17 protein-coding genes are annotated in these 20,773 nt (G+C 63.1%); 5 read left to right on the top strand and 12 right to left on the bottom strand.

Annotation, left to right across the window (positions count from 1 at the left end; translation table 11 throughout):
- Positions 1-19 precede the first annotated feature (19 nt).
- Positions 20-865: an SDR family oxidoreductase gene (locus LB538_RS03435; protein ID WP_224531811.1), complete on the top strand. Its 846-nt coding sequence runs from the start codon at positions 20-22 to the stop codon at positions 863-865.
- Positions 862-1,584 (top strand): SDR family oxidoreductase, encoded by a 723-nt coding sequence (locus tag LB538_RS03440; RefSeq protein ID WP_224531813.1) that lies wholly within the window; start codon positions 862-864, stop codon positions 1,582-1,584. The genes LB538_RS03435 and LB538_RS03440 overlap by 4 nt, the downstream gene beginning before the upstream one ends.
- Positions 1,585-1,625: 41 nt before the next feature.
- Here LB538_RS03440 and LB538_RS03445 read toward each other — a convergent pair whose 3' ends face one another.
- The 5 genes from LB538_RS03445 to LB538_RS03465 form a co-directional block, all read right to left on the bottom strand.
- Entirely contained in the window at positions 1,626-2,084 is a 459-nt protein-coding gene (locus LB538_RS03445) for a carboxymuconolactone decarboxylase family protein (protein WP_224531815.1), read from the bottom strand.
- A gap of 36 nt (positions 2,085-2,120) precedes the next feature.
- On the bottom strand, positions 2,121-2,639 hold the full coding sequence (locus LB538_RS03450) for an RrF2 family transcriptional regulator (RefSeq protein ID WP_224531817.1): 519 nt from the start codon (positions 2,637-2,639) through the stop codon (positions 2,121-2,123).
- 340 nt (positions 2,640-2,979) lie between these two features.
- The gene (gene preA / locus LB538_RS03455; RefSeq protein WP_224531819.1) at positions 2,980-4,293 is read right to left on the bottom strand and encodes an NAD-dependent dihydropyrimidine dehydrogenase subunit PreA; all 1,314 of its coding nucleotides are present in this window, start codon (positions 4,291-4,293) and stop codon (positions 2,980-2,982) included.
- 2 nt (positions 4,294-4,295) lie between these two features.
- Positions 4,296-5,660, bottom strand: a complete 1,365-nt coding sequence (locus LB538_RS03460; RefSeq protein ID WP_224531821.1) for an NAD(P)-dependent oxidoreductase — start codon at positions 5,658-5,660, stop codon at positions 4,296-4,298.
- Between the two features lie 114 nt (positions 5,661-5,774).
- Complete coding sequence (locus LB538_RS03465) at positions 5,775-6,509, bottom strand: gamma-glutamylcyclotransferase (protein WP_224531823.1); 735 nt, start codon at positions 6,507-6,509, stop codon at positions 5,775-5,777.
- Positions 6,510-6,935: 426 nt separating this feature from the next.
- Here LB538_RS03465 and LB538_RS03470 point away from each other — a divergent pair, with 426 nt between their 5' ends.
- Positions 6,936-7,712, top strand: coding sequence for a VOC family protein (locus LB538_RS03470; RefSeq protein ID WP_224531825.1), 777 nt, complete (start codon positions 6,936-6,938; stop codon positions 7,710-7,712).
- Between the two features lie 28 nt (positions 7,713-7,740).
- Here LB538_RS03470 and LB538_RS03475 read toward each other — a convergent pair whose 3' ends face one another.
- A complete protein-coding gene (locus tag LB538_RS03475; RefSeq protein WP_318011900.1) occupies positions 7,741-8,361 on the bottom strand; it encodes a hypothetical protein in 621 nt (206 codons plus the stop codon).
- Between the two features lie 64 nt (positions 8,362-8,425).
- On the opposite strand from LB538_RS03475, the gene LB538_RS03480 reads away from it, so the two are divergent.
- Positions 8,426-8,818: a DoxX family protein gene (locus LB538_RS03480; RefSeq protein ID WP_224531827.1), complete on the top strand. Its 393-nt coding sequence runs from the start codon at positions 8,426-8,428 to the stop codon at positions 8,816-8,818.
- Positions 8,819-9,004: 186 nt separating this feature from the next.
- Here the strand turns inward: LB538_RS03480 and LB538_RS03485 are convergent, their stop codons facing one another.
- Together LB538_RS03485 and LB538_RS03490 are read right to left on the bottom strand one after the other, a co-directional pair.
- Positions 9,005-11,431, bottom strand: coding sequence for an FAD-dependent oxidoreductase (locus LB538_RS03485; RefSeq protein WP_224531829.1), 2,427 nt, complete (start codon positions 11,429-11,431; stop codon positions 9,005-9,007).
- A 64-nt stretch (positions 11,432-11,495) separates the two neighbouring features.
- On the bottom strand, positions 11,496-13,034 hold the full coding sequence (locus LB538_RS03490; protein ID WP_224531830.1) for a trimethylamine methyltransferase family protein: 1,539 nt from the start codon (positions 13,032-13,034) through the stop codon (positions 11,496-11,498).
- 210 nt (positions 13,035-13,244) lie between these two features.
- Here LB538_RS03490 and LB538_RS03495 point away from each other — a divergent pair, with 210 nt between their 5' ends.
- A complete protein-coding gene (locus LB538_RS03495; RefSeq protein ID WP_095768936.1) occupies positions 13,245-13,835 on the top strand; it encodes a hypothetical protein in 591 nt (196 codons plus the stop codon).
- Between the two features lie 367 nt (positions 13,836-14,202).
- Here LB538_RS03495 and LB538_RS03500 read toward each other — a convergent pair whose 3' ends face one another.
- The 4 genes from LB538_RS03500 to LB538_RS03515 form a co-directional block, all read right to left on the bottom strand.
- On the bottom strand, positions 14,203-16,536 hold the full coding sequence (locus tag LB538_RS03500) for an ABC transporter ATP-binding protein (RefSeq protein ID WP_224531833.1): 2,334 nt from the start codon (positions 16,534-16,536) through the stop codon (positions 14,203-14,205).
- Positions 16,537-16,586: 50 nt separating this feature from the next.
- Positions 16,587-17,744 (bottom strand): ABC transporter permease, encoded by a 1,158-nt coding sequence (locus LB538_RS03505; protein WP_140839587.1) that lies wholly within the window; start codon positions 17,742-17,744, stop codon positions 16,587-16,589.
- Positions 17,745-17,756: 12 nt separating this feature from the next.
- Positions 17,757-18,791 (bottom strand): ABC transporter permease, encoded by a 1,035-nt coding sequence (locus LB538_RS03510; RefSeq protein WP_095768933.1) that lies wholly within the window; start codon positions 18,789-18,791, stop codon positions 17,757-17,759.
- Positions 18,792-18,939: 148 nt separating this feature from the next.
- The gene (locus tag LB538_RS03515) at positions 18,940-20,598 is read right to left on the bottom strand and encodes an ABC transporter substrate-binding protein (protein WP_140839585.1); all 1,659 of its coding nucleotides are present in this window, start codon (positions 20,596-20,598) and stop codon (positions 18,940-18,942) included.
- Between the last annotated feature and the right edge of the window lie 175 nt (positions 20,599-20,773).

Below are 20,773 nucleotides of genomic sequence, written 5' to 3' on the forward strand. Positions count from 1 at the left end.
GCGCAAGGAGGCTCCGGACATGGAACTCAACGATAAAACAATTCTCGTCACCGGCTCGACCGACGGCGTCGGCCGCGTGGTCGCCGAGCGGCTCGGCGCCGCCGGCGCCCGCGTGCTGGTGCATGGCCGCGACGAAAGCCGCGGCAAGGCGACTGTGGCCGCCATAGAGGCAAAAGGCGGCAAGGCGGAATTTCTTCCCGCCGACCTCGCTTCGCTTGCCGAAGTGCGCCGCCTCGCCGAAGCGGTGCGCGCCAGGACCGATCGGCTCGACGTCCTGATCAACAATGCCGGCGTCGGCACCGGCGGCCAGGCCGCCAGCCGGCAGGTCAGTGCCGACGGCTACGAGTTGCGCTTCGCCGTCAACTATCTCGCCGGCTTCCTGCTGACGTCGGAGCTCTTGCCCTTGCTCAAAGCAAGCGCGCCGGCGCGCATCGTCAATGTCGCCTCGGCCGGCCAGCAGGCGATCGACTTCGACGACGTGATGCTGACGCATGGCTATAGCGGCGTGCGCGCCTACTGCCAGAGCAAGCTGGCGCAGATCCTGTTCACCGTCGATCTGGCGGAGCAGCTCGACGGCACCGGCATCACGGTCAATGCTTTGCACCCGGCAAGCTACATGGACACAACGATGGTGCGGCAGGCCGGGGTCACGCCGTGGAGCTCGGTCGAGACCGGCGCCGACGCCATTCTCAACCTGGCAACATCGCCGGCGCTCGAAGGCCGCAGCGGCCGTTACTTCGACGGCCAGCGGGAGTCGCGCGCCGACGCCCAGGCCTATGACGAGAAAGCCCGCCGCCGGCTGCGCGCGCTTAGCCTCGAGCTGATCGGGCAATCTTCCGCAACATCCAGGGAAAAGCATTCATGAGCGAGACTATCGAACATTGCGTCATCATCGGCGGCTCGTCCGGCATCGGCCTTGCCACGGCCAAAAGGCTGGTCAGCCCCACGATGAAAGTGACGATCACCGGTCGCAACGAGGAGAAGCTGAAAAGCGCCTGGAAAAGCCTCGACGGCACCGTCGGCAAGGCCGCATTCGACGCCACCAAGCCGGACGAGGTCCGAAATTTCTTCGAGCGCCTCGGGCCGTTCGATCACCTTGTTCTCGCCGCCAGCGGCGGCAAGGGACTGGGACCGTTCGCGACACTCGACCTCGCCGATATCGGCAGCGGCGTCGATGAAAAGATCCGGCCGCAACTCTCCTGCCTGCAGGCGGCCCTGCCGACCTTGAATAAAGCTGGATCGGTGACTTTCATCTCGGCCGTGTCGGCGCAGATCGCCGCGCCCGGCGTCGCCGGCATCGGCGCCATCAACGGCATGCTCTTGACCGTGGCGCCGATCCTGGCGGTCGAGCTGAAGCCGTTGCGCGTCAATGTCGTGGCGCCCGGCGTCATCGACACGCCCTGGTGGGATTTTTTGCCGAATGACCAGCGGCAGGCAGTGTTTGCCGAATATGCCGGCAAGACGCCGGTCGGCCGTATCGGTCGCGCCGAGGACGTCGCCGAAGCGATCGCGTTCCTGGTCTCCAACGGCTTCATGACCGGCCAGGTGCTGACCTGCGACGGAGGCCTGCGCTTTGCTGCGTGAACAGGCGCGCGGATCTCTTATCCGCGCGCCAAGCCGTTCGATCAGGCAGCCTCGGCGGCTGGCATCGGATGGATGGCGTGGAAGGGAATGCACAGCCGGTTCCAGGTATTGATCATGCCGAGCGCGACCGAGAGCTTGACCAGTTCCTCTTCCGAGAAATGCTCGAGCGTGCGGGCGTAGAGCTCGTCCGATACGCCATTGTTCGCGATCAGCGTCACGGCTTCGGTCCAGGCAAGGGCGGCGCGCTCGCGCTCGGAAAACAGCGGCGATTCCTTCCAGGCCGCGACGAGATAGAGCCGCGTTTCGGTCTCGCCGTCGCGCCTCGCCTCACGGCTGTGCATTTCGACGCAATATGAGCAGCCATTGATCTGCGAGGCCCTGAGCTTGATCAGGTGCAGCAGGCTGACCTCCAGCCCGCATTCGTCGACGGCCTTGTTGAGCGCCGACACCGCCTTCATGATTTCCGGCGCCTTGGCAAAGAACTGCAGTCTCTGTTTCATCGTCTTTTCCTTCCGGGTTTTTGGTGGGTTAGAGGTTCAAATCTGCTTCGGTGAAGCGGATTTCTGGGGCCGCTGGTGGCGCTCGACGAAGGCGCAACTCGCGGCATAGGATCGCGGATCGCCTTCGGCCGCGTACTCCGCCACGATGTCGGACAGCTTCACTTCGGCGAGCGCCGCCCGATAGGCGCGCTCGGCCTTGAGCATCGCGACATTGATGCCGCAGGGCTTCACATAGGCGGAGGCATCGATCTTGACCGGGCCGCGCTGGCGGATCTCGCCGCAACGGAAGGCGGGCTCCCTGCCCTCCACTGCAAGCACAATGTCGAGCAGCGTGATGCGCTCGGCCGCCCGCGCCAGCCTGTAGCCGCCCGCCGGTCCCGGCACCGATTCCAGGATGCGCGCCGCCGTGAGCTGGTTCAGATGCTTGAGCAGATAACTCGGCGACAGACCAAACGCCTCAGCCAACGCCGCGCCCGGCATCGTGCTGTTGCCATCAACGCTGGCCAGCGTCGCCGCGCAATGGATTGCCGCCTCAACGCCATCGCCGAGCTTCATCGCGCCGATCTCCTAATCATGGATATATTTTATCTTGGATAATTTTTATCTGCAATAGAAAAATGAAGATTGCCCGCCGATTCGCAATGACAGAGTGAGGAGAATTGGCGCTTCGCGGGACTTGGGTTCCTCGCACCCCGCAAAGCGGGGGAGAGGTGGCCCGGCGAAGCCGGGACGGAGAGGGGGACGCCTTCTGTGAAGCCAAAACCGGTCAGGGACTGGCGCAAGAAAGATAAAAGACAATCACGGGCCTCAGCGGTGTGCAACCGCCGCGAAAGCCCCTCTCCGTCCCGGCTTCGCCGGGCCACCTCTCCCCACTTCGTGGGGCGAGGAACCAATCCTACTCCGCGGCCACCTTGGCCATCGGATTGTTGGGGTGCGTCGTCCAGTTGGCGTAGACCGGCGACACCGGCAAGCCGGTGCGCTGGTCCAGCACGCCGGCGGCCAGCGGCTGCATGGTGATGCAGCCCTCCACCGGACAGACATTGACGCAAAGGTTGCAGCCGACGCATTCGGCTTCGATCACCTCGAAATGCCTGACACCGTCGACCATACTGGTGATCGCCTGATGCGAGGTGTCCTCGCAGGCGATGTGGCAGCGGCCGCATTTGATGCAGGCATCCTGGTCAATATGCGCCTTGGCGACATAGTTGAGGTTGAGATACTGCCAGTCGGTGACATTGGGCGTGGCACGGCCGATGATGTCGGAGAGCGAGGCGTGACCCTTCTCGTCCATCCAGTTCTCCAGTCCGGTGATCATTTCCTGCACGATCTTGAAGCCATAGGTCATCGCCGCCGTGCAGACCTGCACGTTGCCGGCGCCGAGCGCCATGAATTCGGCGGCGTCGCGCCAGGTGGTGATGCCGCCGATGCCGGAGATCGGCAGGCCATGCGTTTCCGGATCGCGGGCGATCTCGGCCACCATGTTCATGGCGATCGGCTTCACCGCCGGGCCGCAATAGCCGCCATGCGAGCCCTTGCCGTCGATGGTCGGCTGCGGCGCGAAATTGTCGAGATCGACGCCGGTGATCGAGTTGATGGTGTTGATCAGCGACACAGCATCGGTGCCGCCGGCATGCGCCGCGCGGGCCGGCTTGCGGATGTCGGTGATGTTGGGCGTCAGCTTGGTGATGACCGGCATGCGCGTGTACTGTTTGCACCAGCGCACGACCATCTCGATATATTCCGGCACCTGGCCGACCGCCGAGCCCATGCCGCGCTCGCTCATGCCGTGCGGGCAGCCGAAATTGAGCTCGATTCCGTCGGCGCCGGTCTCCTCGACCAGCGGCAGGATCGCCTTCCAGCTCTCCTCCACGCAAGGCACCATGATCGAGGCGATCAGCGCCCGGTCCGGCCAGTTCATCTTCACCTGCTTCATCTCGCGCAGATTGGTCTGCAGGTCGCGGTCGGTGATCAGTTCGATGTTGTTGAGGCCAAGCAGTCGGCGATCGGCGCCCCAGATCGCGCCATAGCGCGGACCGTTGACGTTGACGACCGGCGGGCCCTCTTCGCCCAGCGTCTTCCACACCACGCCGCCCCAGCCGGCCTTGAAGGCGCGCTCGACATTGTAGGCCTTGTCGGTCGGCGGCGCAGAGGCCAGCCAGAACGGGTTGGGCGATTTGATGCCGACGAAATTGTTGCGGATGTCTGCCATGCTCATGCCCTCCCGTTAGAGGTCAGTGCCCGGTGGATGCTCTCGGCCGCGTCGCGCCCTTGCGCCACCGCCGAGACAGTCAAATCGTCGCCGCCGAAGATGCAGTCGCCGCCGGCCCAGACCTTGGCCAGCGAGGTGCGGCCTTCGGCATCGACCTTGATGCGGCCGCCTTCGAGCTCGATCTGTTCCGCGCTGCCGTTGAGATGCGCCGGCACGAAGCTCTGGCCGATCGCCTTGAACACCTGGTCGGCATTGAGCCGCAGCGTCTCGCCGGTGCCGACAAGCTTGTCGCCGCTCATCGCCGTGTATTCGAGCTCGATGGCCGACACCTTGCCGTTCTCGGCAATGACGCGCTTTGGCTGCAGCCAGTGGCGGATGGTGACGCCATTGGCGGCGGCCAGATCCTGCTCGAACTCCGAAGCGTTCATGTGTTCCTGGCCGCGCCGGTAGCAGATCGTCACCTCCTCCGCGCCGAGCAGCTTCGACTGCACCGCGGCGTCGATCGCCGTCATGCCGCCGCCGATGACGACGACACGCCGGCCGACCGGCAGGCTGGAAAGATCGCTCGCCTGGCGCAGTTCGGAGATGAATTCCACCGCGTTGGCGACGCCGTCGGCGTCCTCGCCATCGGCGCGCAGCGCGTTGACGCCGCCAAGCCCCATGCCGAGGAAAACCGCATCATAGTTGCGGATCAGGTCGGCAAGCTGGAAGTCGCGGCCGAGCGCCTTGCCGTTCTGGATGTCGATGCCGCCGATCGCGGTGATATAGTCCACTTCCGCCTGGGCGAAATCGTCGACGCTCTTATAGGCGGCGATGCCGTATTCGTTGAGCCCGCCGGCCTTCGGCCGCGCCTCGAGGATGGTTACGTCATGGCCGTGGCGGGCAAGCCGATGCGCCGCCGCCAGCCCCGCCGGGCCGGCGCCGACCACGGCGATGCTCTTCCCGGTCGGTTCGGCGCGCTTGTAGAACTGCTTGCCCTCGCCCATCGCGACATCGGTGGCGTAGCGCTGCAAGCGGCCGATCTGAACCGGCTTGCCTTCGGCGACCTCGCGCACGCAGGCCTCTTCGCACAGCGTCTCGGTCGGGCAGACGCGGGCGCACATGCCGCCGAGAATATTCTGGTCGAAGATCGTCTTGGCCGAACCCAGCGGATTGCCCGTCGCGATCTGCCGAATGAATAGCGGGATGTCGATCGACGTCGGGCACGCGTTCATGCACGGCGCGTCGTAGCAGAAATAGCAGCGATCGGACTCGACCAGCGCCTCGTGATGATCGAGCGGCGGATGCAGGTCGGAAAAATTGTCGGCATATTGCTCGGAAGACAGCCGGCCGCCGGCAATGCCTTCGATGAAATGACCAGTCGCCATTCCAGTTCCCCTTGTTGTCGTTTTGGGGAAGGCTAGCACGTTTTATTTTTTTATCAATTGGTCAATTTTCGGCCAAGCCACTGTATTGTTTGCGCAAAAACATGATGAATGTAGTCATGTTATAGCCGGCTCGGCAACCTTTGCTGTGTCATGGCTTGTGACGCTGTGGCCATGGATGGACCGGATCTCGTCCGCCACCAGTTCCTGCAGCCGCCACAGATTGCGGTCATGGATGCCAAAGGTCTCGAGGTGGCTGACGGTGTTGTAGAGATATTCGGCGCCGGAGCCGACATGGCCGCAGGCGCGTGCCAGTATCTTTGCCACGCTTTCCAGCGGCTGCCCGAGCGAAGTGCCCTTGCCGGTCACGCCGACCCAGAAGCCGAGCGCCCGCAAAGACCCTTGCGCCGTTCTTACCGGAACCCAGCGGACCGAGCTGACGCTTTCGTGGTCGTCGATTTCACGCCGCAGCAATCGCTCGATCTGGGCTGGTTTCTCGCCCTCCGGCAAACGATAGATGACCCCGTCGCAGCGCCCGCCCCGTTCCAGCGCCATCATCAATCCAGGCTGCTCGCGGCTGCCGCGCCAGCGCTTTATGTCGAGGCAGAACGAGCGGTGCCAGCCATGCGCGGCCGCGCGCCTTTGCTCAATGGACTCGAAGGCCGGCTTCCAGATCAGCGAGCCATAGGCGAACACCCACAGCGGACCGTCGTCGGCTTCGCCGGACAGGCGCATAGCAAGCGTCCGGAAATCATCATCGCTTAGCTGTGTCCAGCTGCCATCGGGACCAGGGTCGACCTCGTCGCGATGGCACAAGGCCACGAGCTCAGGCGTGAGTGACATTCGACGCATGAAGACAGCCCCCTTTTTGAGGCCAGCAAAGTCGAAAAGCGCCGGATACGCAAGATCGTGGGCCTAATGCATGTCAGCGAGAAGTGTGCAGCGGTTCTGGGTGACAACGACATGCATCAAGACAAGGACTTAAAGCGCGCCGCCTGAATCCGTTTCAGCGCGACGCGATTTAAGCCGCTTGCCGTCCTCGAATTCTGGCCCAGATGTCGGATTCCTGTCGTCAGGATCGTCCTAAGGTGTGTTGAGATTCAGGTCAGGCCGCGCCGAAAACGGCGGTTTTCGAGAACCGGAGCGGAGCGTACTTAAGTACGTGAGCACCGGAAGCGCAGGAAACCGGCGTTTGCAGGCCGGCATCACCTGAATATCAACATACCTTAGGACTGGATCGAACAACGATCGCTGCCTGAACCGGTGAGGAGACCGACCATGCCGAAATCCCCGCAACCTTTCTTCTGGTACGAGTTGATGACCACCGACCTCGACGCCGCCGAGGCTTTCTACACCGCCGTTGTCGGCTGGCGGGCCGAGCCCTTCGACAAGGCGCCCGGCATGCCCCGCTACATCGTCGTGAACTCCGCCATGCGCGGCGTCGGCGGGCTGATGACGATGCCGGAAGAACCCGCCAAGATGGGCATGCCGCCAGCCTGGATGGGCTACATCTACACCAAGGATGCCGACGCCTCGACGCAAGCGCTCAAGGACGCCGGCGGCGCCGTCCACCGCGCGCCGGACGATATTCCGGGCGTCGGCCGCTTCGCCGTCGTCGCCGACCCGCAAGGAGCTTCCTTCATGTTCCTGCAGCCTAATCAGGCCGAGCAGCCGCCGGTGCCGGCGACCACGCCCGGCCATGTCGGTTGGCATGAGCTCTACACATCGGACTGGAAAGCCGCCTTCGATTTCTATTCCAGCCAGTTCAGCTGGGAGAGCGCCGGCCAGTTCGATATGGGCGAGATGGGCATCTACCAGACTTTTGGCGCCGGCCCCGAATCCGGCGGCGGCATCATGAACAAGCCGCCGCAGATCCCGGTTCCCGTCTGGCAGTTCTATTTCAACGTCGACGCCATTGACGCCGCCGCCAAGCGCGTCACCGATAATGGCGGCAAAGTCATCATGGGTCCGATGGACGTGCCGAGCGGCCAGTGGATCATCCAGTGCCAGGACCCGCAAGGCGCGCATTTCGCGCTGCTGGCACCGGTTCGATAATAGCACCACTCGGCGGTCTGGCGCTGGATCATTCCGGCGTCAGTACCGCCAGCTTCAGATCGGCTTTCTTGGCGCCGCTGAGCTGGACGACGGCCGCTCCGCCCTGGAGCTTGAAACGCACGCTTTTGCGAATGCCCGGGCAGGTCTTCACGCCGCTGAAAGCCGCCGATTTCACGATCTTGCCATCCTGCACGACATCGATCCAGGCCTCGTCGGACAGGCTGAACTGCAGCTCGCCTTCAGGCGGCACGGTCACATTTGCCGTCGCGCCGAAGGTGCCGGCTTTCGGTGCACGGTCAGGCGGCACTTCAAAGCTGACCGTGTCGACAGCCGCGAGCGAGAAATCCACCGCTTGGCCGACCGTCAGGGTGGCGCCGGACTGGGCGGCGGGCGCGGCCGGAAACAGGGCCTGCTCACGTTCAACCGGCCATTTGAAGGCGTCGCAGCCGGTATCCGCGGCTGCGGCGAAGCTGGTGCCTGCAAGGATTGCGAATAGGCTGAGGGCGACTTTTCTCATGGTTAAGGGACCTGCCTGGTTTGATGCGTCACCCCTATTCATACAACCATAAGGGTACATATGCAACCATAGGGAGAAGAAATATGGGGATTGAAGCCATTTCCACTCACCGATTGTTGATGGCAGGGCCACGGGAAGTGAGTGGTCCGTCGCCGGGCGATAATCTAAGGCCGAGCGGGATAGAACGGAGTTCTAGATGAAGCTTTTCGAAAACCTAGCTCAGTACAGCCCGCAGGCGCTGGGTGTGTTGCGTATCATGACCGCTTTGCAGTTCGTCGAACACGGCTCGCAGAAGCTGTTCAACTTCCCGGTCAGCGCCGAGCCGCACGTCCTCACCGGGCTGACGACGGCTGCCGGCATTCTCGAATTCGCCGGCGGCATCCTGGTGGCGCTCGGCCTCTTCACCCGCCCGGTCGCTTTCCTCCTGGCCGGCGAAATGGCGATCGCCTATTTCATGGCGCACATGCCGCGCGACTTCTTCCCCGTCAACAACGGCGGCGACTCGGCGATCTCCTTCTGCTTCATCTTCCTCTATCTGATCTTCGCCGGGGCCGGCGCCTTCGCGCTGGATAACCGCCGCAGCGCCTGAAGCATCGAAGGGTGTGCGCCTGGAGGTTTTTTGTTTTGACGCAATTCCGGATCGGAAACCGCTTCGCACTTTTCCTGGAATTGCTCTAGAGCATGATCCCGAAAAGTGGGAACCGGTTTTCGGAAAAGATCATGCTCCAACAAAGAGTTAGAGCAGGATGACGATTCAACGAAACGTCATCCTGCTCTAGCCGCGCATCCGCTCGAAATTGGCGTCGAACAGCGGCGCCGCCTGGATGCGCGCCGCATGGCGCTTGCCGAGGATCTCGATCTCGAAACCGTCCGGTCTGTCGGCGATCTCCTTGGGCACATAGCCCATAGCGACCGACTTCTTCGAATGATGCGCATAGCCGCCCGAGGTGACCCAGCCGCGCACAACGCCGTCATGCCAGATCGCCTCGTCACCGATCACATCGGCATCGGTGGCGTCGACGATGAAGCTGCGCAGCCTGAGCTTGCCGCCGTCTTTGCGCTCGGTAAGTGCTGCTTCCTTGCCGATGAAATCAGCGTCCTTGCCATAGGCGACGAAGCGGTCGAGCCCGGCCTCAAGCGGCCCATAGATCGGCCGGTACTCGCGCGCCCATGAGCCATAGTTCTTCTCGAGTCTCAGCGCATTGAGCGCGCGCGAGCCGAACAGGCCGATGCCTGACGCTTCGCCCGCGGCCAGCAGCGCCTGGTATGCGGCGCGCTGATATTCGGGCGCCACCCAAATCTCGTAGCCGAGATCGCCGGTGTAGCTGACGCGAACTACCAGGCACGGCGCCATGCCGATATCCATCCGCGCAACCGCCATGAAAGGGAACGCCGCGTTGGAGACATCGGCGCGGGTGACCTTGGCGAGCACTTCCCTGGCCTTCGGTCCGGCGATCGCAAGGCCGGTGAGCTTCTGTCCCAGCGCCTCGATTTGCACCGAGCCGTCCTTCGGCAGATGCGCCTCGAACCAGCGCATGTGGTACTGCTCGGCGATGCCGGAGCCGGCGATGAACCACTCTGCGTCGTCGATGTTGGCCAAAGTGAAATCGCCGATCAGTCTGCCGTCGTCCTTCAGCATCGGCGCAAGAGTCATGCGGCCGCGCTTTGGCAGCCTGCAGGCAAGCATGCGGTCGAGCCAGGCGGCCGCGCCCTCGCCCGTCACCTTGTATTTGGCGAAGTTCGAGATCTCCGACAGGCCGACGCCGTCGCGCACCGACGCGACTTCCTTGGCGACATGCTCGAAGTCGGTCGAGCGCCGCCACGAGAACTCGTCCTTGGTGCCGTCCGGCGCATACCAGAGCGGCACTTCGAGCCCATAGGACACGCCCCATTGCGCGCCCTTGGCCGACAGCGTGTCATAGACCGGCGTCGTCTTCAGCGGCCGACCGGCCGGCAGTTCCTCATTCGGGAAGCGGATCGAGAAACGGCGCGAATAATTCTCGCGCACCTTGGCGTTGGTGTAAGCCATCGTCGCCCAGTCGCCGTAGCGCGCCACGTCCATCGCCCAGATGTCGGCGCCCGGATCGCCCTCGATCATCCAGTTGGAAAGCGCGAGCCCCACGCCGCCGCCCTGGCTGAAGCCTGCCATGACGCCGCAGGCGACCCAGAAGCCCGGCAGACCGCGCACCGGGCCGACCAGCGGATTGCCGTCCGGCGCAAAGGTGAAGGGGCCGTTGATGATCTGCTTGATGCCGGTTTTCTGGAAAGCGGGGAAATGGCGGAAGCCGACTTCGAGCGACGGCGCGATGCGGTCGATGTCCGGCTCCAGGAGCTCATGGCCGAAATTCCAGGGTGTCTGGAACTCGGACCAGACCTTGTTGGCCTTCTCGTAAGTGCCCATCAGCATGCCGCCGCGCTCCTGGCGCAGATAGAGCTCGCCGTCGAAGTCCACGGCATGAATGATCTCGGTGCCAGTCTTCTTGTTCCAGTCGGCGACCTCCGGCATGTCCTCGGTGATCAGATACATGTGCTCCATGGCCAGCACCGGCAGCTCGAGCCCGACCATGCGGCCGACCTCCCGCGCCCACAGCCCGCCGGCATTGACGACATGCTCGGCGATGATATCACCCTTGTTGGTGATGATCCGCCACAGCCCGTCGGGACGGCGCACGATGTCCTCGACCTTGGTGAAGCGCTCAACCTCAGCCCCCAGTTTCCGCGCCGCCTTGGCATAGGCATGCGTCACGCCGGACGGGTCGAGATGGCCGTCCTCCTTGTTGCGGACGGCGCCGACAAACTGGCTGGGATCGATGAGCGGCATCAGTTCCGCCGCTTCCTTGGCCGAGATCACTTCGAGGTCGATGCCGAGATAGCGGCCCTTGGACACCACGCCGCGCAGCCAGTCGAGCCGCGCTTCGGTCGCCGCTAGTAGCACGCCGCCCGTGAGGTGCACGCCGGTGGCCTGCCCCGACAGTTCCTCGATCTCCTTGTAGAGCGAGATCGTGTATTTCTGCAGCTTGGCGACGTTGGGGTCGCCGTTGATGGTGTGCATGCCGCCGGCCGCATGCCAGGTCGACCCCGACGTCAGTTCGTCGCGCTCCAGAAGCACGACGTCGGTCCAGCCATGGCGGGCAAGATGGAACAGCACCGAGCATCCGACGACACCGCCACCGATGACCACGACCTTTGCATGCGACTTCATGGACTTTTCTCGTTGGTTCAGTGAGTTGAGAGATTGAAATGAATCAGGATGGGAAGCTGTTCCCTCACGGCTCACCCTGCCCAATCGCTTCCTTGCGGCGCGCCATATAGGCTTCGAGCGCCTCGCGCACCGCGGGATCCATGGCCGGCTGGACATATTCCTCCAGCGCCTTCTTCCACAGCCGCGTCGCGCGCGCCGTCGTGTCGAGCGCACCCGCCTCCTGCCAGGCCTCGTAATTCTGCCAGTTGGAAAGCATCGGCTGGTAGAAGGCGGTGGCGTAGCGCTCCAGCGTGTGCGGCTCGCCGAAGAAGTGGCCGCCGGTCGGCACCGCGCCGAGCGCCTGGACCGCAAGTTCCGCCTCGTCGACGACGATCGGCCGCAGGAACTCCATCATGTGCTGGATCATCTCGACATCGATGATGAGCTTTTCGAACGACGCCGTCAGCCCACCTTCCTGCCAGCCGGCGGCGTGGTAGACGAGATTGCCGTTGCCGAGCACCGCGCCCCACAGCGCCATCAGCGTCTCGTAGGCGCCCTGCGCATCGGCGGCATTGGAGGCCGAGCCAGGCGTCGTGCGGTAAGGCAATTTGTAACGCCGCGCCAACTGCCCGGAAGCGATGTTGGCCTTGGTGTTCTCCGGCGTGCCGAAGGCGGGCGCGCCCGACTTCATGTCGACATTGGAGGTGAAGGCGCCATACATCACCGGCGCACCCGGACGCACCAGCTGCGTCAGCACGATGCCGAACAGCGCTTCGGCATTCTGCTGCGCCAGCGCGCCGGCCAGCGTTACCGGGCTCATCGCCCCCATCAGCGTGAACGGCGTCACCGCCACCGACTGGCCGTATTCGGCCATGGTCATCAGCCCTTCGGCCATCATCTCGTCGAAGCGGCGCGGCGAGTTGACCGAAATGATGGTGGTGACGCCGGGGTCCTCTCCCATCTGCTCAAGCGTCAGCCCGCGCGCGATCGCCATCATCTCGATGCCGTCCAGCGCCCTGCCCCGCCCGATCGCCGAGACATGGAAGCATTTGTCGGTCAGCGTCAGATTGGCGAAATAGGTATCCATATGCCTGGTGTTCGCCGGCAGCTCGACCGGGGCGCAGACCTGGTTGCCCAGCATGTGGATGCAGTTGAAATGCTGCGCCAGCCGGACGAGGTCCGAGTAGTCGGCGAGGTTGCCGGCGCGGCGGCCGCGTTCCATGTCATGCACATTGGGCGGCCCGGCGACGAGCGTGAAGTTGATGGTGCTGCCGCCAAGATGGATGGCGTGGTCTGGGTTTCGGGGCGTCAGCGTATAGGCCGAGCGCGTCGACTTCAGCGCCTCCTCGACCATGCCGCGATCGATGCGCACATTCATCGAGCCGTGGTCGACTTTGGCGCCGGCGCGCTCGAACAGCGACAGGGCGCGTGCGCTCATCACCTCGATGCCGAAATTCTCCAATATGTGCATCGATGCCTGGTGGATGGCTTCGATCTGCTCGGCCGACAGCAGCGCCATCGGCGGATAGGGATTCTCCACCCGCCGCGCCGGCAGTTGCGGGATGGCGGCTGGTCCCCGGTTGCTGGTGCGCTCGGCGCCGCGCTTGCGTCTTGGTTCGCTCATGCGCGCATCAGAGCGCCGGCATCGCATGCGAGCTGTCAGGAATTCGCCATTTGCCGGCGTGATTTTAGCCAAGGCGGCATTTTTCAAAATCGAGGAAAAGAATAGCGACACGAGTAGTCGTTATATCGATACTTAGCTTTTCGCGCTTCCCACCCCTCGTTAAGAAAGCGCGCAACACTCCTTTTATGATTTCGGCCTATTCGTCTTCCAATGCGTAGGTCGAGTTTTAGTAAAATTGTCGCTGTCTCCGTGCTGCTGGCGCTTTCGGCCTGCGCGACGGCGCCCAGTCACATCAACAATGTCTGCGCCGTCTTCGACCAGAATGACGGCTGGTTCGACAACTGGCAGTCCGCCGCCGAACGGACCGAGCGGAAATACGGCGTTCCCGTCCCCGTGCTGATGGCGACGGTGCGCAAGGAATCCGGCTTCAAGAGCAATGCCCGCCCGCCGCGCACCAAGCTGCTCGGCTTCATCCCGTGGACGCATGTCTCGAGCGCCACCGGCTACTCGCAGGCGCTCGACGGCACATGGTCGCAATATCAAAGCGAGACCGGCAACTGGGCGGCGCGCCGTACGCGCTTTGCCGACGCCATCGATTTCGTCGGCTGGTACCACTCAAAGACGGCCGACACGTTCGGCGTCGCCCGCAACGACACCTACAATCTCTATCTGGCCTATTATCTCGGCTGGACCGCCTATGGCCGCGGCAACCGGGGCGATGGCGGCGTTCAAAACTACGCGCGCGCCACCGACCAGATGGCGCGCGATTACGCCGCGCAGATGCGGCAGTGCGGCAACTAGTTCCTCAACACGGTGATTTTGAAAGATTGAAGGCTTGTCGGGCAAGGCTATCAACGCAAACGCTGGCGATGAGCTGAAGGCTCCTGAACCTCGTCATTCTAGGGCGGAGCAAGGAGCGTAGCGACGCGCGCAGACCCTAGAATCCATTCCGTTACCTAGACCGAAGTGTGCAACGGTGCAGAATTTCTGGGCCGCCGCGGCGCTTCCATGTCACGGCATGGATCCTCGGGTCTGCGCGCGTCGCTACGCTCCTTGCTCCGCCCGTGGATGACGATCGCGATAGGCGCCTCGGCCAATCGCCAAGGCATGGGCTTTGCCAACGCACACATAACCAACCGGTCAAAACTTCTATGTTAAGGAACCGGGTCTAGTGCCGCCTTGTCGTGTCCTTCGGCCTTGAGACACCGGTTTCCGAATCCTCGTCGCGCACTTCGTGGCGACGGGCTTTGAGCACCTCGTCGTTCTCCTCGATGCCCTTTCCGATCGCATCGGCCTCCGCGCTGGCGTTTTTGCCGTCGGGACGCTGCGGCGGCGAACCGGCAAAGCCTGGCCCCTCGCCGTGCGGCGCATCATCCGGCACGCCTTCACGCGCGGCATGTTCCTTGTCGAACTTGATGACCGGTTCCATCTTGGCCAGGACATCGTCCGAGAGCCAGCACAGGCTCATATGGCCGTTGCCGAGATTCTTCACCGGCGGCACCTTCGTCTCGCACAGATTGTCGGGCACCAGCCTCTTGTAGCCGCAGCGCGTCTGGAACGGGCAGCCGGTCGGCGGGTTCATCGCCGACGGGATGTCGCCTTCCAGCACGATGTGCTTCTTGACCACGCTGGTGTCGGCGATCGGGATAGCCGACAGCAGCGCCTCTGTATAGGGATGGTAAGGCGGCGAGAATATCTGATCGGTCGTGCCTTGCTCGACGATGTAGCCGAGATACATGACGACGACGCGGTCGGCGATGTAGCGCACCACCGACAGATCGTGGCTGATGAACAGCATCGTGGTCTTGTTCTTGCGCTGGATGTCCATCAACAGCTCGGTCACCGCCGCCTGCACAGAGACGTCGAGCGCCGAGACCGGCTCGTCGGCCACCACCACCTTGGCGTCGCCGGCAAAAGCGCGCGCGACGCCGATACGCTGCTTCTGCCCGCCCGACAACTGGCGCGGCTTGCGCGTTTCGAAGGCGCGCGGCAGCTTCACCAGGTCGAGCAGTTCCAGCATCCGCTGGCGCCGCTCGGCGACTGTCCTGCCGACTTTGAACTTCTCCAGCGTGCGGATGATCTGCGAGCCGACCGTGTGGCTGGGGTTCAGCGTGTCGAACGGATTCTGGAACACCATCTGGATCGAAGACACCGTCTCGACATTGCGGCGCTCGATGCCGGTCGACTGGATCTCCTTGTTGCCCAGCGTCACGGTGCCGGAGCTTGCGGTCTCGAGGCCCAACAACACCTTGGCGAGCGTCGACTTGCCGCAGCCGGATTCGCCGACAATCGCGACCGTCTCGGATTCGCGCGCGGTGAACGAGATCGTCTCGTTGGCCTTGACGACGCGGCCTTCGCTCGAGCCGAACACCTCGCTGCCGCCGACCTTGTAGTATTTCTTGAGATCGTCGATCTTGAGCACCGGCGCGCCGGGCTCGACCTTTTCGTTGACCTTCTTGGCACCGGGCGGCAGCGCCTCCCAGTCGATCTCGTTGAACCGCACGCAGCGCGAGAAATGGCCCTCATGGCCCTCGACCGGGATCATCGGGATTTCCGCGGCGTTGCAGACGCCCTCGACGAAATGGTGGCAGCGTGGCCCGAAATTGCAGCCCTTCGGCCGCTCATGCGGCAGCGGCAACTGTCCAGGAATGGAGATCAGCGGCCGCGAGTTCTTGTCGGCGCCAGGCAGCGGGATCGAGCGGAACAGCCCTTGCGTGTAGGGGTGGCGCATCCGGTCGAACACGTCCTCGATCTTGCCGGTCTCGACCGCTTCGCCGGAATACATCACCGTGATCTTGTCGCAGGTCTCGAGGATGAGGCCGAGATTGTGCGACACGAAGATCATCGAGGTGCCGAACTTCTCGCCCAGACCCTTGACCAGCTCGACGATGCCGGCCTCGACCGTGACGTCGAGCGCCGTCGTCGGCTCGTCGAGCAACAAGAGCGCCGGTTTGGAAAGCAGCGCCATCGCAATCACGATGCGCTGCTGCTGCCCGCCCGACAGCTGGTGCGGATAGGAGCGCATCATGCGCTCCGGGTCGGGGAGCTTCACCGCCCGCACCATCTCCAGGGCACGGTTGTAGGCCTCTTCCTTCGACACCTTATCGTGGATCAGCGGCACTTCCATCAGCTGCTGGCCGATCTTCATCGCCGGATTGAGGCTCGCCATCGGCTCCTGGTAGATCATGGCGATCTTGTTGCCGCGGATCGAGCGCAGCTCATCCTCGGAGAGCTCGCCCATGTCCTTGCCCTGGAACTTGATCTTTCCGCCGACGATCTTCCCGATGTTGGAGAGGTCGCGCATGATCCCGAGCGACACGGTCGACTTGCCGCAGCCGGATTCGCCCACGATGCCCATCGCCTCGCCGGGCATGACCGTGCAGGAAAAATCCATCACGGCCGGGATCTCGCCCTTGCGGGTGAAGAAGGAGATCGAGAGGTTCTCGATCTCGATGATCGGCTGACTGGTCGCCTTGGCTGGATCTCGAACTGCCTCGTTCATGGGTCGCTCCAATCCTTGGTCCTTGGAAGATGGGGCCGAAAACCCCGCCATCAATCTTTCATCGACTGTTCACGCAGCGAATCCGCCAACAGGTTCAGCCCCAGCACGAACGACATCAGCGCGATCGTCGGCGGCAGCGCCGGGTGGATGAAGGACCGCAAGAGGCGGCTGGCGTCCTTGATCGCGGTGCCCCAGTCGGGGCTTTCCGGCGCCAGGCCCAAGCCGAAATAGCCGAGCGTTCCGAGCAGGATCGTCGTGTAGCCGATGCGCAGGCAGGCATCGACGATCAGCGGACCGCGCGCATTGGGCAGGATCTCCCACAGCATGATGTACCAGGGCGATTCACCGCGCGTCTGCGCCGCCGCCACGTAGTCGCGCGTCTTGATGTCCATGGTCAGCCCGCGCACGATGCGGAACACGCCCGGGCTGGAGGCGAACACCACCGCCACGAAGATGTTGAGCTGGTTGGGATCGATATGGACGATGCGCAGCGGATCCTTGTCGAAGACGAGGCCCGTATAGATCCAGCCGCCTAGGACCAGCGTGATGCCGAGCAGGATATAGAGCCGGTCCGGCCGGTTCTTGTAGCGGGTCCAGAACAGCACGCAGAAGAAGATGATCGGGAACAGGAAGAACAGTCCCGCCATCCCATAGGGGATCGGCGTGTCCATGATGCCCGGCGTCACCAGCAGGTAAAACAGGAGGATGACCGGGAAGGCCAGCACCAGATTGGCAAGGAACGACAAGAGCGTGTCGATCTTGCCGCCATAATAACCAGCCGGCAGGCCGAGCGTGATGCCGACCATCAGCGCGAAGCCGGTGGCGGCCGGCGCGATGATCAGCACGATCTGGCTGCCATAGACCATCCGCGAGAACACGTCGCGGGCGAGCTTGTCGCCGCCGAAATAATAGACGAGCTTCGACGCCGGCTCGATCGCCCCGGGCAGCGTGTCCTTCATCACCGAGACCTGCGCCAGCGGATCGAAGGGCGAGATGGTGGAGGCGAAGATCGCCGTGAACAGCCAGAACAGGCAGATGAAGACGCCGGCAATGCCGACGCCGCTGTCGAAGAGCTGGCCGTAGAGCCCGAGCCGCTTCTTGTAGGTAAAGCTGGCGCCCATCACCAGGATGAGCCCGACCCACACCGGCCAGAACCGCCAGAGCACGCCGATAACCACGTTGAAGGCGCTGATATATTCGGTTTGCATCGGCCCCTGCCTCTACTGAACCCTGATACGCGGATTGAGAAACGCGTAGCCGACGTCGGAAATCAGCTGCGTGATCAGCACGATGAACACCGAGACCAGCGAGCAGCCGAGCAGCAGGTCGATGTCGTTGTTGCCGGCGGCCTCGACCAGCGTGTAGCCGAAACCCTGGTAGCGGAACATCACCTCGACGATGACGACGCCGGTGAGCAGCCACGGGAACTGCAGCATGATGACGGTGAAGGGCGCAATCAGCGCGTTGCGCAACGCATGCTTGATGACCACGCTGCTGAAGGACAGGCCCTTCAGCCGGGCGGTGCGGATATATTGCTGCGTCATCACCTCGACCATCGAGGCGCGTGTCATGCGCGCGATATAGCCGATGCCGTAGATCGCCAGGGTGATCACCGGCAGCGTGAAATTGTAGAAGGTTATGCCCTGGCTGGCGGACGCCGCCGAGCCGTTCAGCCAACCGAGCCAAGATGCGAAGATGACGGTGAAGATGACGCCCGACACGTATTCGGGCGTCGCCGTCGAGGCGATCGAGGCCACCGACAGCACGCGGTCGGTGCGCGAGCCCTCGCGCATGCCGGCGAGAATGCCGATCAGCAGCGAGATCGGCACCATCACCGCCAGCACCCAGAACATCAACAATCCGGTGGCGCCGAGGGCCGGGAACAGCTTGGCCGCGACCGTCGTCTTGAACTTGGTCGAGCAGCCGAAATCGCCCTGCAGGACGCCGGAGAATTGCGGCTCGGCCGGGTCGTTGCAGAACGAGAAGCGCTGCGTCGTCTTGCCGGTCGCCGGATCGGTGATCGGATGCTTCGGCAGGACCCCCAGCCACTGGCCGTAGCGCACGAAGAAGTTCTGCCGGTAGCCATGATTGACCAGCCAGCTTTCGAGCTGGTCGGCTGGCGTGTGCATCTCGGTCTGGCTGATCGCCAGTTTCTTCAGATTGGGCTCGAGATTGACGAGAAAGAAGACGACCAGCGTCAGGCACAGCATCGTGAGCAGTATCGTGCCGATGCGTCTGGCGATGAATGAGAACATGTGCCCCCCTGCCGGCCGGGTTGGGGTCAGATACGCTCAACCCTGTTTCGAAAAGCGGATGACGCCCCGCCGCCGCTGCAGGATATGCAACGGCGACGAAGCTGCAAATACGAGGGGCCGCGGCCCCTCGTATCCATCGCGCTATGGATCATGCCTGCTCGAGCCAGACCTTGCCGAAGTCGTGCTCGTAGGTGGGGTGCATCGAGTGGTTCTTCACCTCGGGCTTGATGTTGATGTAGAGCTTGCGCCAGTAAGGCTGGATGATGATGCCGGAATCTTGCAGGGTCTGCTCGATATCCTTCATCACAACCTTGCGCTTCTCCGCATCGGCAATGCCGAGCGCCTCGTTCACCTTCTTGTCGAAGTCCGGATTGGCGTAGGCCGTCTCGTTCCAAGCTTCACCGGTGCGGTAAGCGATGGCGATCACCTGGATGCCCAGCGGGCGCATGTTCCAGTTGGTTTCCGAGAACGGATACTTCGTCCAGTCGTTCCAGAAGGTCGAGCTCGGCAGCACGGTGCGCTTCACCTTGATGCCGGCTTCGCGCAGCTGGGCGGCGATCGCGTCCGTGGTGTTCTTGTGGTAGTCCTCGTCGTTGCTGATCAGTTCGTGCTCGAAATCGATCGCGCCGGCCTCCGTCAGCATCTGCTTGGCCTTGGCGATGTCGCGCTTGACCTCCGGCAGCTTGACGTATTCCGGATGGATCGGCGCGACGTGGTGGTTTTCGGCCGGCGTACCGGCATTGCCGTAGCCGAGCTGCAGCACGGTGGCGTTGTCGACGGCAAGCAACATCGCCTGACGAACCTTCTGGTCGTCATAGGGCTTGTGGGTGATGTTGAAGCGCGACACCACGGTGGCAGCCGTCACGACTTCCGAGACCGGAGCGCCGACGTCGGCGATGATCTTGATGTAGTCGGCGGTCGTTTCGTGGTTGGTCTGGACTTCGCCCGACTCGAAGGCCGAGACGGTCGCGGCCGGATCGGTGCCGTAATCGATGAACTCGACGCCATCGAGGAAGGCCTCGCCCTGCCACCACTTGCCGGTCTCGCGGCGCTTGTAGACCACCTTCTGGCCGACGTCGTAGGAGACGAGCTCGAACGGACCGGTGCCGATCGGGCAGCTCTTGAAGTTGGCGCCCTTCTCGTCGAAGGTCTTGTGCACGACCAGCGCCGGATAGTCGCAAAGGTTCGGGATGATGGCGATGTCGGGCTTGGTCAGCTTGAGCTTGACGGTCATGTCGTCGACCTTGACGACGGAGCCTTCGCGCAGCTTTTTGGTCGTGTCGTCGACGAGGCTGCCGAGGCGGCCAGGCATGGAGTTGCCTTCCGCGCCCTTATCCGCCCAGCGCGTGAAATTGTAGATCACGTCGTCGGCGGTGAACTTGTCGCCGTTGTTCCATTCGACGCCCGGCCGCACATGCAGCGTGTATTCGGTGGCGTCGTCGTTGATGTCCCAGCTCGCCAGCAGATACGGCGCGAAAGTATATTCCTTCGTGTATTTCACCAGCGGCTCGAGCGCCTGGCGCTCGGCATTGGAGATTTCGGACCAGTCGGCGGTGCGCGGATCCTTCGGATCCTTGATCGACATCGCGACCTTGAGCACGCCGCCCTTCTTGCCCTGCACGTCCTCGGCCCGGGCCGGGGTCGGCGCGGCGAGGCCGAGCATGCCATAGGCCATTGCCGTCGAAGCGCCGAAGACGCTGGCCATAGCCAGGAATTCGCGGCGGTCCACGCCGCCCGATTTGGCTTCTTCAGCCATTTTCAGGATGTGATCGGGAACACGATCACCATTGCTCTTATAGATTGCCATGACTTACTCCCATTGTTGGCTTTCCGCCTTTTAACATTCCGCATCCAGACCGTGATGTCAAAACACGGTGTGGAGTAGGAACATGCCAGGGAATGTGCATCTTTGGCTACAACCCGGTTCGCGCGTTAGCGACAGTCTTGACGCAAATTTGTTATCGCGAGGCGGATTTCCAAAA

The organism is Mesorhizobium sp. Ca11 (assembly GCF_020165275.1).
Taxonomy (GTDB): Bacteria; Pseudomonadota; Alphaproteobacteria; order Rhizobiales; family Rhizobiaceae; genus Mesorhizobium.

Bases quoted from the DNA above. Each gene is read 5' to 3' on its own strand.
- LB538_RS03435 (WP_224531811.1), top strand. From the start codon at position 20: ATGGAACTCAACGATAAAACAATTCTCGTCACCGGCTCGACCGACGGC.
- LB538_RS03440 (WP_224531813.1), top strand. From the start codon at position 862: ATGAGCGAGACTATCGAACATTGCGTCATCATCGGCGGCTCGTCCGGC.
- LB538_RS03445 (WP_224531815.1), bottom strand. From the start codon at position 2,084: ATGAAACAGAGACTGCAGTTCTTTGCCAAGGCGCCGGAAATCATGAAG.
- LB538_RS03450 (WP_224531817.1), bottom strand. From the start codon at position 2,639: ATGAAGCTCGGCGATGGCGTTGAGGCGGCAATCCATTGCGCGGCGACG.
- preA (WP_224531819.1), bottom strand. From the start codon at position 4,293: ATGGCAGACATCCGCAACAATTTCGTCGGCATCAAATCGCCCAACCCG.
- LB538_RS03460 (WP_224531821.1), bottom strand. From the start codon at position 5,660: ATGGCGACTGGTCATTTCATCGAAGGCATTGCCGGCGGCCGGCTGTCT.
- LB538_RS03465 (WP_224531823.1), bottom strand. From the start codon at position 6,509: ATGCGTCGAATGTCACTCACGCCTGAGCTCGTGGCCTTGTGCCATCGC.
- LB538_RS03470 (WP_224531825.1), top strand. From the start codon at position 6,936: ATGCCGAAATCCCCGCAACCTTTCTTCTGGTACGAGTTGATGACCACC.
- LB538_RS03480 (WP_224531827.1), top strand. From the start codon at position 8,426: ATGAAGCTTTTCGAAAACCTAGCTCAGTACAGCCCGCAGGCGCTGGGT.
- LB538_RS03485 (WP_224531829.1), bottom strand. From the start codon at position 11,431: ATGAAGTCGCATGCAAAGGTCGTGGTCATCGGTGGCGGTGTCGTCGGA.
- LB538_RS03490 (WP_224531830.1), bottom strand. From the start codon at position 13,034: ATGAGCGAACCAAGACGCAAGCGCGGCGCCGAGCGCACCAGCAACCGG.
- LB538_RS03495 (WP_095768936.1), top strand. From the start codon at position 13,245: ATGCGTAGGTCGAGTTTTAGTAAAATTGTCGCTGTCTCCGTGCTGCTG.
- LB538_RS03500 (WP_224531833.1), bottom strand. From the start codon at position 16,536: ATGAACGAGGCAGTTCGAGATCCAGCCAAGGCGACCAGTCAGCCGATC.
- LB538_RS03505 (WP_140839587.1), bottom strand. From the start codon at position 17,744: ATGCAAACCGAATATATCAGCGCCTTCAACGTGGTTATCGGCGTGCTC.
- LB538_RS03510 (WP_095768933.1), bottom strand. From the start codon at position 18,791: ATGTTCTCATTCATCGCCAGACGCATCGGCACGATACTGCTCACGATG.
- LB538_RS03515 (WP_140839585.1), bottom strand. From the start codon at position 20,598: ATGGCAATCTATAAGAGCAATGGTGATCGTGTTCCCGATCACATCCTG.